This window comes from Pseudomonas sp. Os17 (genome assembly GCF_001547895.1).
Classification (GTDB): Bacteria; Pseudomonadota; Gammaproteobacteria; order Pseudomonadales; family Pseudomonadaceae; genus Aquipseudomonas.
Genome location: NZ_AP014627.1, coordinates 3269539 through 3285871, shown reverse-complemented (window position 1 = coordinate 3285871; position 16333 = coordinate 3269539). Strand labels below are relative to the sequence as shown.

6 protein-coding genes are annotated in these 16333 nt (G+C 67.6%); 3 read left to right on the top strand and 3 right to left on the bottom strand.

Annotation, left to right across the window (positions count from 1 at the left end):
• Positions 1–69: 69 nt before the first annotated feature.
• From POS17_RS14675 to POS17_RS14665, 3 genes are all read left to right on the top strand, one after another.
• Positions 70–387 (top strand): hypothetical protein, encoded by a 318-nt coding sequence (locus POS17_RS14675; protein WP_148654960.1) that lies wholly within the window; start codon positions 70–72, stop codon positions 385–387.
• A gap of 124 nt (positions 388–511) precedes the next feature.
• Entirely contained in the window at positions 512–1492 is a 981-nt protein-coding gene (locus POS17_RS14670; protein ID WP_060839237.1) for a response regulator, read from the top strand.
• A gap of 20 nt (positions 1493–1512) precedes the next feature.
• Positions 1513–2430: a LysR family transcriptional regulator gene (locus tag POS17_RS14665; RefSeq protein ID WP_060839236.1), complete on the top strand. Its 918-nt coding sequence runs from the start codon at positions 1513–1515 to the stop codon at positions 2428–2430.
• On the opposite strand, the gene POS17_RS14660 is transcribed toward POS17_RS14665, so the two are convergent.
• The 3 genes from POS17_RS14660 to POS17_RS14650 all read right to left on the bottom strand — a co-directional run bounded on the left by POS17_RS14660 (position 2427) and on the right by POS17_RS14650 (position 16251).
• Positions 2427–5666 (bottom strand): ATP-binding protein, encoded by a 3240-nt coding sequence (locus tag POS17_RS14660; protein WP_060839235.1) that lies wholly within the window; start codon positions 5664–5666, stop codon positions 2427–2429. The two genes, POS17_RS14665 and POS17_RS14660, sit on opposite strands and share 4 nt — an antisense overlap.
• Positions 5667–5744: 78 nt before the next feature.
• The gene (locus POS17_RS14655) at positions 5745–7190 is read right to left on the bottom strand and encodes a TolC family outer membrane protein (RefSeq protein ID WP_060839234.1); all 1446 of its coding nucleotides are present in this window, start codon (positions 7188–7190) and stop codon (positions 5745–5747) included.
• 82 nt (positions 7191–7272) lie between these two features.
• Positions 7273–16251, bottom strand: a complete 8979-nt coding sequence (locus POS17_RS14650; RefSeq protein ID WP_060839233.1) for a TcdA/TcdB pore-forming domain-containing protein — start codon at positions 16249–16251, stop codon at positions 7273–7275.
• Positions 16252–16333 lie beyond the last annotated feature (82 nt).

Sequence of the window (16333 nt, the reverse complement as noted above, 5' to 3'; positions counted from 1 at the left end):
GTATTAGGCTAACGGCCTGGGTGCCAATCGAGCCTTGGCACACTGCCATCATGAAAGAGGATGACCTTCATGAGCACTCCCAACACGGATCGTTTTCACATCTTTGGCGTCTGCCCGGCAAACGACTACTGCCTGTTCGTCGACTATGTACTCGACGACATCAAGGATCACGAAAACCGCCTGTTGCAGCGGATCCAGGACACCCCCGACCTGGCGCTGCGGCTCTGGCGCGAGACCCGGCCACTGCAAGGCACCGACATCTTTGAAATCGAATGCCTCAATGACCGGGAAGCGGCGCAGGAAGCGGTGCAATTCTGGCGGGCCTACTTCCACTCCCTGGGCGAAACCATCATCGAAGCCGAACATCTGTGCGATCACCTGGAATAAGGCCCCGGGCCGGTCGCGGCGCGGCCGGTGAGGCGGCCACGGCCGTGACCTTGCCGGCGGCGCGCTAGGCCTGGATCGGCCAAATACGCTAGACTGCCGGCCTCTTTTTTCCAGGCCCCTCGTCATGCCCGCAGAGCATGCTCCCAAGCCCTATACCCTCCTGGCGATCGACGACGATCCGCAATCGTTGATCCTGCTGTCCAATGCCTTGACCAGTGAATACGAGGTGCTGCTGGCCAAGGACAGCCAGCGCGGCCTGGCCCTGGCGCGCAGTGCCAGCCCCGACCTGATCATCCTCGATATCCTGATGCCCGAAATGGACGGTTTCCAGGTGCTCAGCGAGCTCAAGAGCCACCCGGCGACCGCCGCCATCCCGGTGATTTTCCTGACCTCGCGCAGCAGTGTCGAAGACGAGCGCCTGGGCCTGCTGCTGGGGGCCGCCGACTACATTGCCAAGCCGATTTCGCCGCCGGTGGTGCTGGCCCGGGTCGCCACGCAACTGGGATACCGCAACAAGCCCCTGCATGGCCCGCAAGCGGGCAGCGGCCCCTCGGCCGGCACCGACATGCGCGACGGGTTCATCGGCGCGCTGGCCCTGCAACTGGCCGACAACCGGCAGATCCACCTTGAGGCGCTGCTTGAGACCCTGGCGATCGTGCTGGACAGCAGTGTGACCCAGAGCGACCCCGCGGCCTTTCGCAGCGCTGCCTGCCTGGCGCTGATGGGCCTCAACCCGCCCGGCAGCGCGATCGATCAGGCTCTGGTGCGCAGCCGCTTGCTGATCGAGGAGATTCTCGCCCAAGCCGAGCCCGAGGACCCGATCCTCAACCTGGCCTGGCAACTCACCCACGCCGATGCCCTGCTGCGCGGCTCCGCCAGCCAGGACAGCACGGAGCCGCTGCCCCTGGCGGCCCGGCTGTTCGCCCTGGCGCTGGACTACCACCTGAGCCTGCTCCAGGCCAGTGCCGAAGCCCTCCCCGCGCGGCACGCCCGGGCCATGGCGCGGATGCTCCGGCAACCCGGGTTCGAGCCGTGCATCGCCGGTGACCCGCAAGCGCTTTCGGCGGCCTTGCTGAATGCGGCACAGACCTTTCATGCCCCTTGAACGGACTGTGACCCTCGCCCATGCCTAACTTCGCAGACCTGGAGCTGTTCATTCTGATTGCCGAGCTGGAGGGCCTGTCCCCCGCCGCTCGCGTCCTGTCGATCACTCCGGCGGCCGCCAGCCTGGGGCTCAAGCGCCTGGAGAACCGACTCGGCGTGCGCCTGTTCACCCGCTCGACCCGGACCATGAAGCTCACCCCCGAAGGCGCCCGCTACCTGGAAAGCGCCCAGCACGCCCTGAAGATTCTCGCCGCCGGCAAGCGCTCCCTGAGCCACGACGACGGCATGCTGGAACTCACGGTGTCCTCCGACCTGGGGCGCAACCTGCTGCTGGAGATGCTGGCCCGGCTCAAGCAGGAGCGGCCGCAGATGTACATCAAGCTGGCGCTGAGCGACAAGGAAGAAGACCTGCTCAAGGGCCGTTTCGACGCCGCGTTGCGCTACGGCAAGAGCCTGGCGCTGGACCTGGTGGAGTTGCCGGTGCTCAAGCAGCACTCGTTCATCGCCTGCGCCGCGCCCGCCTACCTGGCGGAACATGGCGCGCCCACCTCGCCGCAACAGCTGAGCGAACACGAATGCATCATCTGCCACAGCATCGGCCGGCCGGAAAGTCGTTGGCGCTTCCATGCCCACGGCAGCGTCGAGGACGTCCCGGTGCAGGGACACTTCTGCTGTGATGACGGCGACGTGGCGCGGCGCTGGGCGCTGGCCGGCCAGGGCGTGGTCAACCTGCCGCTGCTCAATGTGGTCGAAGACCTGCTCGCCGGTCGCCTGCGCCCGCTGTTGCCCGGCTGGCAGTCCGATGCCGCGCCGCTGAGCCTGGTGGTTTCGCACCGCTCGCACATCACCGCGTCGCTGCGCGCCTTGCATCAATGCCTGGTCGAGCACTGCAGCGACCGCATGGCCCGCTATCAGGCCCTGACCCGGGACGCGGGCTAGGCCCGGGCAGCGCGCCAGTCCAGCAGCAGGTCATGGGCCTGCTGGAACTCCAGCCGGTAGATCTGCTCCTGAATCGCCTGCAAGCCGCTGCCCGGGTGCTGCGCGCACAGCGCATCGATCAGCGCCAGGGCCTGGGCATTGTGCTCGCGCAGCACGCTGGCCAGCCGCTCCACCTGCAGAAGTTGCTCGGCGCTCAGCGCCTGATGGGGCGGTGCCGGCTGATGGGGCGGTGCCGGCTGACCGTCGGAAACGGGCGGCAGCTCCTGCAGGTCGGCCAGTAGCGGTGCCAGGCACTGCGCCAGGTGCTCGATCGGCGGTCGAAGGTCGGCCCGTGCCGCGCACTGCTCCTCCAGTTGCCGGGCGGCCTGCCTGACCGCCGTGGCGCCGATGCTGCCGGCCGACCCTTGCAGGCTGTGGGCCAAAAAGCCGATGGCCTGCCAGTCCCCGGCCGCCTCGGCAAGCCGCAGGCGTTCGATGATCGACTGCTGGCTGTGGCGAAAACCGGCCAGCAGCTTGTGCTGCAGCGCCAGGTCCTGGTTCACCAGCGCCAGTCCCAGCACCGGGTCGACGCCTCGGTAGACCCGCCCCGGGCCGTTGTCGGGCAGACGGGCCGGGGGTGGCGCCGGCGGCAGGTCCAGCTGCCTGATCCAGCGCACCAGCGTGCGATAGAGTTCGTCGACGTCCAGCGGCTTGCTCAGCAGGTCGTTCATTCCCGCCGCCAGCGCCCTGCCCTGCACATCGGCCGGACTGCAGGCGGTCACGGCAATGATCGGCAGCGCCTGCCAGTGCGGACAAGCGCGGATCTGCTGCGCAGTGCCGAAGCCGTCCATGACCGGCATCTGGCAGTCCATCAGCACCGCGTCGAAGTGCGGCGCGGCGCGCAACAGGCGCAAGGCCTCGGCGCCGTTGGCTGCCAGCACCGCCTGCACCCCCACCTGCCGCAGCAGGCCCTGCAACACATCCCGGTTCAACGGGTTGTCCTCCACCACCAGCACCCGGCTGCCCGCCAGCAGTTGGGCATGTTCGCTGACCGGGCGCGCTCCCGGTGCGCGGCTGGGCGCGCCATTGCTACCGGCCAGCGGTGCCTGGGGCAACTGCAACTGCACGGTGAAGTGGAACGCCGCGCCCTGGCCCAGCTGGCTCTTGACCTCGATATCGCCCTGCATCATCTGCACGATTTTCTTCGCGATGTTCAGCCCCAGGCCGCTGCCGCCGTAGCGTCGGCTGATGGAGCGGTCAGCCTGGACAAAGGCATTGAACAGCCGGGCCTGCTGCTCGTCGCTCAAGCCCACCCCGGTGTCGGTGACGCTCAGGCGCAGCAGCACCCGGTCGTCCCACTGGCGCATCAGGCACACGCCGATACAGACCTGGCCTGCCTCGGTGAACTTGATCGCGTTGTCCACCAGGTTGGTCAGCACCTGGGCCAGGCGCAGCGGGTCACCAAGGTAATGGCTGGGCAGCGCCGGGGGGATCTCCAGCAGCAAGCGCAGGCCCTTGTCCGCGGCGCGCTGGCGCACCAGCAGCAGCACGTCATCCACCAGTTCCCGCAGGTTGAAGCCGACTTGCTCCAGGCTCAGCTTGCCGGCTTCGATCTTCGACAGGTCGAGCACGCCGTTGATGGTGCCCACCAACTTTTTGGCCGCCCGGTCGATCTTCTCCAGGTAGTCCCGGGGCTGGCGTTCCAGGGGCAGGTCCAGGGCCAGATGGGCCATGCCGATGATGGCGTTCAGCGGGGTGCGGATCTCGTGGGACATGCAGTCGAGAAACTCCGACTTGGCCTGGGTCGCCAGCTCGGCGTCGCGCCGGGACTGCTGGATCTGGGTTTCCACGGCCTTGCGCTCGCTGATGTCGTGCAGCACCCCGGTGACCCGCGCCGGGGCACCGTGGGCGTCACGCTGCATGATCTTGCCGATGTCCAGCACCCACAGCCATTGGCCGTTCTTGTGGCGCATGCGGTATTCGGCGCGGTACTCGCCGACTTCATCGTTGAGGTGGGCCTGGAGCCGGGCCATGACCGGCCCATAGTCGTCCGGATGCACCAGGCACACCCAGCGCTCCAGGCCATGGCCGAAGGTCTGCTGCATTTCCTGCTTGCTGTAGCCGAGAATCTGCAGCCACACATCGTTGTTGATCACCGTCCCCTGGCTGATGTTCCAGTCCCACAGCCCCAGCGCGCCGCTTTGCAGGGCCATGTCCAGGCGCTGTTCGCTCTCTTCGATCTGCGCCACGTCGCGCTTGTGCCGCCGGGCATCGGCCAGCCGCCGCAGGCCGCCCCAGAGCAACAGCAGGAACACCAGTGTGCTCAAGGCTTCGAGCAGCAGCACCTGTTCCACCGGCAACAGCGCATCCAGGTCGCCCAGGGAGATCAGGCTCCAGGGGCCGCTGGGGTCGTTCCAGTCGAACTCCACCCGGGACAGGCCGTAGCGCCGGCCGTCCAGCGTGACCACGCGCTGTCGGGCATCGAAGGGCAAGCGTTCGGGCACGCCGTTGGCAAACGGATAGTCGCTGAACTGGCGGCGGATCTCGCCGGTGAAGCGGTTCCACGGCCAGGCCCGGTCGGACTTGAGCACCAGGGCCGGGGCGCTGGCGGCCAGCACCACGCCGCTGGGCGAGAGGATCATCTTCAGGTCGTCGCTGTGGGGCTTGCCCAGGCTGTCATCGAGCATTTCGCCGTCAAAGCGCGCCACCAGCACGCCGATCACCTGGTCCTGTCGGGTGCGCGACTCGAAGATCGGCACCGCCATGTAGAACATGCGGGTGCCGGTGGTCACGCTGATTGCCCCGTAGACACTGGTGCCGCCCTTGAGGGCTACCTTGAAGTAAGGGCGGAAGGCCACGTTCTGCCCCAGCGGCAGGCGCCCCTGATGATCATGGGCCGCCACCACCACCCCGTCCCGGTTGAGCACGAACGCGTGGTTGGCCCCCACCACCATGGACAGGGTCTTGAGGGGAATGCTGGCCCGCTCCATCAGCTCGGCCGAGGGCCGGGGCTCCAGCACCACCCGCTTCAGCGCCGGGTTGTGACGGCCCAGGATCGACAGCGCGCCAATGGCAAAACCGCTGGATTTCCATTGTTCCAGGTCCTGGGCGCGCTCCCTTGTCTGCAACTGCAGGCTGGCCTGGTAGACGTCCTCGACCTGCAGCCGGTAGTAGTTGCCCAGCGCCACTGCCGCCGCCACCGCGAGCACTACGCCCAGGGCGTAGCAGCACCGTCGGTGGCCGTCGAAGAACTCCAATAACCTGTACAACCGCTTGCCCCTTTGACTGCTGAATCCCTGTGCGTCGACGCTGGCCCGGCCTGCTGCCCTGCCCCTTCAGCGTCTTGCCAACCGGCGTGGAAACTCCGGCGGCAGAAAATCGCGGTCCGGATCGTAGTCGGCCTTGAGGTAATCACCAAGCGCCTTGAGGTCCTGGGGCGACAGGGTGCCCACCGCTTGCTTGAGCCGCAGGGTGTCGAGGATGTAGTCATAGCGGCTGTCGTTGTACTGGCGCACGGCGTTGTACAGCTGGCGCTGCGCCTCCAGCACGTCGACGATGTTGCGGGTGCCGACCTGAAAGCCCAACTGCGAGGCCAGCACCGCGCCCTGGTTGGAGATGATCGACTGGCGTCGCGCCTGGACCTGATCCACCGCGCTGTTGAGGCCGCGATGCAGGTTGCGGGTCTGCTCCACCACCTGACGCTGCAAGTTGTCGTTGAGGTACTCGCGCTGATTCATCCGCTGGTGGGCTTCGCGTACCTGGGAGCGGGTCTGGCCGCCACTGAACAACGGAATATTCAACTGCAGCCCGACACTGCGCTGCTGCACCGTGCCGCCATAGCCGTTACCGCGAATGTCGCTGTTGCCGTAGCCCAGGCCGTCGTTGTCGCCGGTCTGGTAGCGCACCACCGCGTCCAGGGTCGGGGCGTGCCCGGCCTTGCGCGCGCGCAGGGTCTGCAGGGTCGCGTCCAGGGCGTGCTGGCTGGCCAGCAGGGTCAGGTTCTGGCGCACCGCGGTGTCGACCCAGCGCCGCGCCTCGTTGGGCTCGGGCAAGAGCACCGGCATGTCGTGCCGCACGCCCTGGATCGCCTGGTACTGCTGGTGCGTCAGGGTGTCCAGGGCTTCGAAGGCATCGTCGGTGTGCTTTTGCGCGACGATCCGATTGGCCCGCGCCGTGTCATGCCCGGCCTGGGCCTGGAGCACGTCGGTACGGTCCGACAGGCCCAGTTGCAGGCCTCGCTCGGCCAGTTGCTGCTGGCGCTTGAGCGCTGCTTCCTCGGCCTTGGCCGCGGCCAGGGCGTCCTGGGCCTTGAGCAGGCCGAAATAGGCCTGGGCGCTGTCGAGCATGAGTTTCTGCTCGGCCGCGGCCAGCTCCAGCCGGGCCTGCCGGTCTTCGGCTTGGGCCGCCTTGAAGGTGAACCAGCGATCGACGCGAAAGACCGGCTGGTTGAGCACCGCCTGGTAGCTGGTGCTGCTGCGCTGGGTGTCCTGCCGCGGTTGTTGCAGGGAGGTGCTGGTGCTGTTGAGGTCGGCGCTGGCCGACAGCGTCGGCAGCAGCCCGGCCCGGGCCTGGGGCAGCGCCTCGGCGCGGGCGGCCTGGTCGGCGCGGGCCGCCGCCAGTTCGCTGTTGTTCTGCCGGGTATCCAGGTACACCCGCCACAGGTCGCTGGGCAGCGTCTGGGGCGGCGGTTGAACGGCCTGGGCCGGGGCAACGGCCAGCAGCACCAAGACAGGCAGCCAGCCGGCAAGGGCGCGCTGCCGCGAAATCATCGGGTTGATCATGGTGGGTTCTACATAGGGAAGTGATTCGGAGGCCGGGAGACAGGAGAGGCTGGGCGCCCCTCCTGTGGTAACTCCCCTGCGGTCAGCTCAACGGTGGCACCAGCACCGCCTGCGCCGCCTGGCGATCATGCGGTAGCAGCTCACGGGCACCGCCGGTGTCGGCAAAGGCCGCCATGGCCCCGCTCAGCTTGGCCAGGCGGGGGCCTTCGACGGTCGCCAGCGCGGCGTTTGCAGCCTTGTCCGGCACGGGCTGGCGCTCGCGCGAGGACAGCTCGAACACAGCGTCCTGGGACAGCCCCGCCTGGGCAAAGCCCTTCAACAGATAATCGACACTGATCACCGATGAATCGCCTTGCAGCTCGATCTGCAGGTGCCGGTGCGCCGCGCCCTGCTCGCCCAGCACCTGACGCAGCACCAGGGCATTGCCGTTGTCGACGTCGGTCAGCAGCACATCCTGGCCCCGGCGACTGACCAGGACTTTGCCGGCGTCGGCCACCGGCAGGATCAGGCGGTCCAGGGCCTGGCCGGGGTCCTCGTTGTCGACCACCACCGTGCGGTAGTGCGCCCACATCGCCGGGCTCAGGCGATAGGTGTCGTCAGCGCCGCCGCCGTGCAGCACCAGGCTGTCGACCCCGGCCAGCAACGGCGGCGCCAGTTCATCCCGGCGAGCACCGCCCCCGCCCTGCAGCAGCAGCGAGCTGCCGATACGCTGGACATTGCCGTAATGGCCGAGCTTCTGCGCCGCCCCGCCCTTGACCTTGTACAGCGCCTGTTCCGTGGGACTGAAGGCGTAGGCCGAGCGCGACGACTCAGCGGCAACGCCGATAAACCGCAGCTCGCTGGCGTTGGCAATGCCGCTGCTGGCGAACACCTGGCCGCTGGCGATATCGAACCAGCCCTGGGCGCCGCGGTCCTGCAAGGTCAACACGCCCTGGGCGCCCCAGTGCCCGGCGACTGCCGCCAGCGCCTGGGGCAGCGTGGCCAGGTGCGCCTGCTGCCAGCCCTTGTCGAGCGCCACCAGTTGCACCTTGCCGTCGTGGTCGCGCAAGAGGATTTCCCCCTGCACCGTGGTCAGGCGCAAGCCAGCATCCACCTGCACCGCCGAGCGCAGCGGCACCTCGGGCATCAGCCGCGTGGCCGCCGGCAGTTGCGCCGCGGCCTCCAGCACCTGGTCGCCGGCAAAGGCCGACGCCAGCGCTTGCGGACTCATCGGCGCCTGCAGGTACAGCGAGCCGCTCTCGGGCTCGAACAGCCGCGCACTGCCACTTGTGCTGTCGAAGCCGAGGAACTGCAGCGGCTTGCCTTGCAGCGCAGCCTCGGCCACCACCACCTGGCCGTTGTGGTACCACACCGCCAATGCCGTCTTGCCGTCCGCGGCCTTGACCCCGAACACCGCCAGGGTGGCGTTGCGGCCGTTGACAGTGGCCAGCTCCTGCCACCAGTTGGCGTGGTTCTTGAGCCAATGCTCGTTGACCGCTTCATAGCTCAGGCGTCCCGTGGCCTCGATCCGTGCCACCCGCCCATCCTCGGTCACGGCCAGCAGATGGCCGTTGAGCTGCAGCACATTGGCCAGGGTCGGCGTGGCCAGGCGCAAGGCGCTCGGCTGGCTGGCGTCGAGGACCTTCTGCCCCGGCCCTTCCTGGCGGAACAGCGCCTTGTGCTGCTGGCTGTAGAAGAAGAACACTTCCTGGCCAGCGCTCTGCATCAGGCTGCCGGCGAACACCAGGTCTGCCGGGATCGGCCAAGCGCTCCGGGGTTTGCCCTGGGCATCCAGCAGCGGCTCCTGAGCGGACGGCGGTGCCAGGTTCGGCTTGATCAGGGTGCCGTCGCTGGTGCGGACCCAATAGCGGTGCGCGACCTTGTCCTGGTCGAGGCCAAACAGCGTCACCAGCGCCGCGGGGCTCGGGTCCATCAGTGGCGCGCCAAGGCTGTACACCGGGGTGTCGCGCTCCGTGGCCTGTGCCTTGTAGCCCTGCAACAGGGTCGTGAGAGGGTCGCCATGCTGGTCGGTGCGGGCCGAGAGCTGCAGCAGCGCTTCATCGCCCACCACCCCCACCAGTTCCATGCGGTCGCCGAGGATGCGGAAGTTCAGCTCGGCCTCGCGCTCCTTGAGCTGATAACGCCGGGCCAGATAGACCGCGTCGCCCTCCTGCCAGAAGCGGCTGATCCGCCCGGCGCTGTGGTTGAACGGCGGGTTGAACTGGACATCGACCTTGCCCGTGGCGATCTCCACCCGCCAGGCCGCGGCGTTCTCGGCGTCGACGAAGTAGGCGTGCTCGCCGATCACCGCGCCCAACTGGGCGTTGCGGGCCTGTTCCAGCGCCGTGTCGGTGAACAGCATGCGGTCCTTGGCCACGTCGTAGTAGGCCCGGCCGACGTTGCGCCCGGCATGGCTGTAGTTATCCACGACCACGTACTGGCCGTGCAGTTGATGGGCCTTGGCCAGCTCGCTCAGGTGCTGCTCGATGCGCTGGCCGGGCAACTGCCAGTGCTTCGCGTCTTCTTCCACTACCTGGGCCGTCATGCCGACGAAGTCCACCTCGCGCACTTCGCCCCTGGCGTTGACCACCAGCACCTGGCCATTGCTCGCCGGGTCGAGCTTGACCACCACCCCGCCGACCGTCAGTTGGCCCTTGGACACGCTGATGGTTTCGCTCTGTAGCTGGCTGCTGTCGATGATCCAGCGCGACGGCGTGCTGCCGGCCTCGCTGGCAAGCTCGACCCGGGTGCCCTCGTTGAGCCCCACCAGATAGCGCCCGCCAGCGCCCTTGATCTGGTAGTTGAGGTAGCCGTACAGCTCCTTGGGCAGCTCCGGGATCACCAGTTGCCGGTCATGGCCATCGAGCAGTACCTGGATCGGGGTGTCGACGTATTCCTGGTGAATGCGCCGGATCGTCTCCTCGCTGGGGAAGATGTAGAAGTCGTAGTCGAAGCGCCGGTCGTTCTCCAGCCGGCGGATCACGTCGAAGCCGGTGTCATGCCGGGTGGTGGCCCCCGGCAGGATCATGTACTCGTAGCTGATGTAGGACTTGGGCGTGCCCGGCAGAATCACCGCCGAGCTTTCGCCATGGGCCAGGGCCTGCGACGCCTGGGGGTAGCCGATGCCGCTGCGCACCTCGATCGCCTGGCTGCGGTCGTGGATCATCCGCGGGAAATCCCCGGCCCAGAAGAAGTAGTTGATCGCCCCGGAACCGGTGGAACCGTGGTGGGTACGGTAGATGTACTGGCTGTCGAAAGCGATCTGGTTGTTGCGCAGGTCCAGGGTCTTGACCACCGCGCCGGCCAGGGGCACCAGCACCTGTTTGTCGGCGTCGTAACGGTAGCCGTTGCCCTTGTAGGCCTGATCCAGTGTGTCGAAGTAGCGCCCCACCGCCTTGGCGTCTTCGGCCACCGCGCCAAAGGCCTGGGCCAGCGCGGTGAAACCCACCGCCAGGCCGCCGAGGATCACCCCCGCGCCGCCCAGCACCGCGGCCGCCGTCGAGGCCCCGAGCAGGCCGGCGCCGACCCCGGCCGCGCCGGTGACGAAACTGGCCGAGTCGAACGCCAGCTGGGTGCCGAACACGGCCTTTTGCACGTCGTTCTCGGCATGGGCCAGTTCATAGGCGTCCAGGCCCACCATGGCCCCGCCAAACAGCAGGCCGGCGCCTTCGTTGACCGTATGCCCCAGGGTCGAGGCAAAGTCCTTGAGGGAGGTTTCGGCGGCCAGGGCCTCGCCGCGCAACGCGGTCTGCACCAGCTCGGTGACCTTGGCCACATCCTGCACGGTGCCATGGCCGATCTGCACCAGGCCCAGGTAGCTGTGGATCTTCAATGCCGTGGCCAAATCTGCCGAAGTGCTGCCCTGGGCCGCGTCCTGGCGGTGCTTGTCGGCAAACCACTGGATCAGCGTCTGCACCGCGAAGCCGGCGTTCAGGCCGTCCACCGCCGGCGCTTCGCCGACCCCGGCCCGCGGCCGGATCTGGCCGTGCTCCAGGGTGAAGTGTTCGGTGAATACGCGCATGTGCTCATCGACGAAACGGCGGAACTCGACAAAGGTGCCGTCGTCGGTGCTCAGCCAGCGGGTGTGTTCGGGCTGGTCGCGGTTGATGAACTGCACCCGATAGCCGCCCTCCTTCCGCTCCTCGGTAGTGGCGATGATCGGTATCCACTGGCTGCCCAGCTGGTGCTCCCGGGCCAGCCGGCTGCTGGCGGCGTCGAAGCGCGCGCCCCACTGCTCGGCGTCGAAGGTGGTGAGTGCCGCGCCCAGGCGCAGGTCGTCACTGATGCGCTGCCGGGCGTCCAGCGCCTGCTCGACCTGACGGCGCTGGCCGATGACCCCGGCCAGTTCCTCGGGACGGGACAGGTCGGCGACGTTCAGGCCGTTGCCCACCGGCACTTCGGCCATCTTGCCGGTGTCGATCTCGATGAGGTTGAAGGCCGGCAGCGACTGGCTGCCGAACGCGCCGTAGTGGGCGGCCAGCTTGCGCTTGACCAGGTGCTGTTGCATGGCCTGGGACAGGCCCTGGGTGGAATCGAAGGCAAAGATCCCCACGTTGGGGTCATAGAAGTAGTAGCGCTGGCCCTCGGCGGTGGAGGTGCTGCCGACCATCATCGAGTGGTTCTGGGTATTGAGGGCGAACATCGCCGGGCCCTTGCTGGCGGCCAGCCGCGCCACCACCTCGGTCAGCTTGAGCTGCCCCAGCGGCGTCGACGCCTGCACCGCCTCGACGTTGGAGTGCAGGCGGATCAGGCTGTTCTTGAGCAGGGTCGAGCTGCCCGCCTGCGGGTCGGCGGAGGCCAGGAACAGCTTCTGCACCAGGCTGTTGATCCCCGCCTCGCCGCCATTGGCCAGGGCCACGGCCATGGCCCGCACCAGCGGGTAGCAACGGCCGCCGGAGCGGTCCCCCACCAGGGACAGGTAGAAATCCTGGGGCGCCAGCTGGCCGAAGACGCTGCCGGCGCTCTGGAAGTCTTCGCTGAACACCGCGGTCTGGCGCAGCACCTTGTCGATGTACTCGGCCTGGGCGGTCTCGCTGATGCGGCCACTCAGGGCACCCCGTTGCTGGGGCGTGAGCGAGCCGTCGAGGAACAGCCGCTTCATGTCCAGGGAAGACATCTTGTCGTCCACCCCGGGAATCTTGATCTGGCGATAATCCCGCAGGCCGTCGCTGAAGGCCGTGCCCCGCGCGCCGCGCTGGTAGGCCTCGGTCGTGGCATAGCGCTCGCCGATGCTGCTGGCTCGCTCCTCGCCACCGCCCTGGATGGCCGTGTCGTCGGTGCGCACCACGGCGGCGCTGCCCTCCTTGGCCCTGATCTGCTGCCAGAGCCAGGTCTTTTCCACCGAGCCGGCTTCGCGCAGCACCGGCTCGTACTGCGCCCGGTAGTAGTCCTGGGTCAGGTTGATCTGCCGGATCTGCTGGTCGATCAGCGCCTTGTCGCCGGCGGTGCGTCGCTGCTCCTGCAACTGGTAGCGCCGGTCGCTCAGGTGCTGGATATCGGCGTTGACCCGGTCCTGCACGGCTTCACGCAGCTGATTCCAGGCGGCGATCGCCGGATGCTCGGGAGAGAAGGCGCCACTGTCGTAGACACCGTCAGCCACCCCGTCGACCGGCACCCCGAACTGGGCCGCGACCTTTTTCAGGTTCTGCTGCACCTGCTCGCGGTAGGCGGCGAACTCGGCCCGGTTGCGTTCCATCACCCGGGTGTCGGCGGTCTGGATCGCCAGGGGCTCGGCGCCATCGCGCAATTTCGGCCAGACCATCGGCCCTTGGCGCTGGTACTCCTGGCGCTGGAACACCAGCTGCCACTGGCCATCGACGTACTGCATGTAGGCCGCGGCCAGGCCCTCGGCGGTGCCGGCGACCTGATAGTCCTTGTAGTCCACCGCCATCACCACGTTGTCGTACAGCAGCGAGCTGTTGACCCGGCCGTCGTGATAGACCCGGTAGGTGTTGGCGTCCAGGCTGGTCACCACCAGCGAGCAGCCCGACAGGGTGCCGGTGAACAGGAAGCTGCCCACGGCCCCGTGCTTGGGAATGTCCACGTAGGCCGGCGCGGCATTGGCCTGGTTGGGGCCGTTGTAGCCGAGGAAATACGCCGGCGCGCTGTTGCCGGCCACCTCATTGGCGCCGTGCTCGGTGTATTCGAGCTCGTACAGGTCCGGCGCGACCTTGACCAGTTGTACACGGCCCTGGGCCGGCAGGCGCCCCGACTTGACCAGGGCCTCGGCACTCAGGGTGTGGCTGCGGGCGAACTGCACCGGGTCGGCGACGAACTGGCGGATGTCGGCGCTGCCCTGGCGCGCTTCAAAACCGGCCCCCTGCAACGCCAGCCCCCCCTTGAGCTGCCGATCCTGCAGCGCCTGCCCCTGCAATGCGGGCAGCGGGCCGACGCTGGTGAAGCGTGGCGGATGGAACTCCTCGCTCGCCGCCCTGCCCTGATTGACGATGGGCAGGACCCGGGCCATCACCCCGTCGTACAGCTTGCCGTGCAATGCCTCCCGGCTGCCCTCGGCGCGGTAGCGGTCGAACATCTGCAGCAGCTGCGGGCCGATGCTGCCCGGGCCCTGGGGTTCATAGCGGGCGGCGACATACAGGGTCTCGAAGAACGAGTGATAGCCGTTGCGGATCATGAACGCCGCATTGGCCATCTGGAACTGCCAGTACTGCTTGACGCTCAGCCCTTGGCCGAACAGTTCCGGCAAGGCATTGCTGACGGTCTGGGTGGTTCCGGAAATGCCGCCCACGAACGGCGTGTCCAGGTCGTTCATGTAGCGCGTGGCGGGATTGTCCGGGTCGGGACGGAACTGGCTGTAGCTGCGGTACTTGTCGTCCGCGATCAACAACGGCGCATCGGCCTGGGCCCGCTCCGGCTGGGTGTTGAGGATCAGGTAGGGGTCGGGCTGATTCAGCCGATTGTTGATCACCAGCTTGTTGGCGCCATCGGGCGATGCCAGTGCGGCGTGGCCATTGACCGGCACCGCGGCCTTGGAAAGGCTGTCGGCCACCGGGCGCAGGGCATGGAACAGCGCCTGCTTGCGCAGGCTGCGGCCCTGGTCGCTGGACAGCTGCGCCTCGACGCTGGGGCGCAGGGCGGCATCGCCCGGCTGCAGCCCGGCGGGGCCGCGCAGCAGCAGGTTCAGCAGCTGGCTGTCCAGGGAGCGCTCCACGGCCACGTGATCGAAGGTGTGCCGCTTCGGGTTGCTCGAATGCAGGGCGGCGTTGGCGTTGGCGACCCGCTGGTTTTCCGCCGTGACCGCCTGCTCCAGCCATTGCTCGTAGAGCGGCGCCAGCAGCAGCTTGGCCTGGGCAATGTCGCTCTGCACGTAACCGCCCTGCAGGACCCTGGCCAGCGCCGGGCTGTGCACCAGTTGGTCGGCCAGGCCGAACAGCAAGGCATCGTTGTCCCGGCTCTGCCACACCGACGCGGCAAAGGCCTGTTCCCAGAGCACCTTGTTCAGGTTGTTGCCCTTGATATCCCGCAGGCTGTCGCGGCTGTGCTGTGGCAGCAGTATCCCGGCCGGGGTCAGGTGGTTGCGTTGCAGCAGGCGGGTCAGTTGCTGCACGAAGGTGGCGCGCTCGCGGCTGCCTTCGAACAGGCGGCTGGCTTTGATGCCGTCGTTGCGCAGCTGTTCCAGGGTGTCGAAGAACGCCGCGTTGTACTGGTACAAGGCGGCGGTCTGGGCCTTGCTCAGGTGGCTGCTGCTGACCTTGTCGCCCTCGACGGTCATCAGCGCAAACGGCGTGGCCGCGCGGAACTCCCCGCCCTGGGGCATCTCCAGCAGGTACTGGCGCTCGGCAAAGCCCACTGCCCGCTCCAGTTCGTGGATGTTGACGAACACTCCGTCGCGGTCCGGCTGGTAGCTGTTGTGCCGGAAGTCTTCCAGGCCGATGGTCTGGAAGCTGGTGATGTCGGCGTTCTGGTTGATCAGTTCGCCCAAGGCGCTGCCCAGGGGCACTTCGCGGGGCACGCTGGTGCTGGGCGACTGGCCCGAGACCTGGATCCCGATCTGGTTGGGCACCTTGCGATCGACGTTGGTCAGCAGCAGCCGGTGGCCGTCATTCAGCAACTGGGCCTTGAAGCCTTCGCGCAGGTCGCTTTCCGACACCAGGTGGTGGGCGAAGTACTGTTCGACGAAGCCGGTCTTGACCAGCACCGAGCGGATCGGCGCATAGGTCGGCGAGCGCATGGACGGAGGCTCGCTCTTGAGCCGGTACTGCTGCTGCCAGGCCAGGGAGCGGGCCGCGGTGCCGAAGGAGAAGTTCAGCACGCCGTCGGTGGGCACCACCAGCCGGCCGTGGTCCAGGTAGAAGTCCTTAAAGCGCCCGTCGGTGCTGGCATTGACCAGCGCTACGTTCATGCGGATGTAGCCGGGGCGCTCCTCCATCATCAACAGGGAAATGTTCAGCGGCAGGTCGTCGGAGGCCCGGGGCGCCTTGGCCAGCGCCCCCAGGCTCGCGGCCTGCTGCTTGGGTCCGGCCTTGAGCAAGGCGTCGTAGCGGCTGCTGACCTCCTTGTAGGCCTGCAACTCGGCGAACAGCGTGACGTAGGCCTGGTTGAAGGTGGAGTCGGCCACCTGGGCGCTCAGTTGCTGCTCCAGACGCTTGATCCGCCCGCCAAGCTTGTCCTGCTTGGCCAGCGCATCGGCCTTCAGGCCCTTGACGTCCAACGGCTGGGCGCCATTGGGGCTGAGCATGTTCAGCGCCTTGCTCCAGGTCTTGTCATAGTGGCTGAGCGCCGCGTCCTGGCGCCTGTACAACAGGATGTCCCGGTCCAGTTGCTGCTTGTAGGCGCTGGTGGCCGGGGTGTCGGGGACGGCGTCCATCTCTTTGCGCCGCTGTTGCAGGGTCTGCAACTGGTCGGCGACCGACACCGGGTTGTCCTGCATCTGGAAGTGCTGGGCGGCCAGCACGCTCAGGGTGCTCTGCTGCATCTCCAGCAGGCGGTCGCCGACCTGGGCGAGGTAGGAGGCGCGCTCGTCGGCGCTCATGTTGAACCATTCGGTTTGCCGGCCTGAAGCCTGGATCTGTTGATCGATCAGGGAGTTGAGCAGGCGCGTGAAATCCTTGGACAGGAAAGCCATTGCAGTGATCCTTTGTCTGTGTTGCGCGAAGCCCTTCGCGTTGCGAAAGGCCGCCTGGGGGAATGCGGGGTGGGAGACGTGA

What these genes read in the sequence shown, in the direction of transcription:
- POS17_RS14675 (WP_148654960.1), top strand. Translation starts at nt 70, where the DNA reads ATGAGCACTCCCAACACGGATCGTTTTCACATCTTTGGCGTCTGCCCG.
- POS17_RS14670 (WP_060839237.1), top strand. Translation starts at nt 512, where the DNA reads ATGCCCGCAGAGCATGCTCCCAAGCCCTATACCCTCCTGGCGATCGAC.
- POS17_RS14665 (WP_060839236.1), top strand. Translation starts at nt 1,513, where the DNA reads ATGCCTAACTTCGCAGACCTGGAGCTGTTCATTCTGATTGCCGAGCTG.
- POS17_RS14655 (WP_060839234.1), bottom strand. Translation starts at nt 7,190, where the DNA reads ATGATCAACCCGATGATTTCGCGGCAGCGCGCCCTTGCCGGCTGGCTG.
- POS17_RS14650 (WP_060839233.1), bottom strand. Translation starts at nt 16,251, where the DNA reads ATGGCTTTCCTGTCCAAGGATTTCACGCGCCTGCTCAACTCCCTGATC.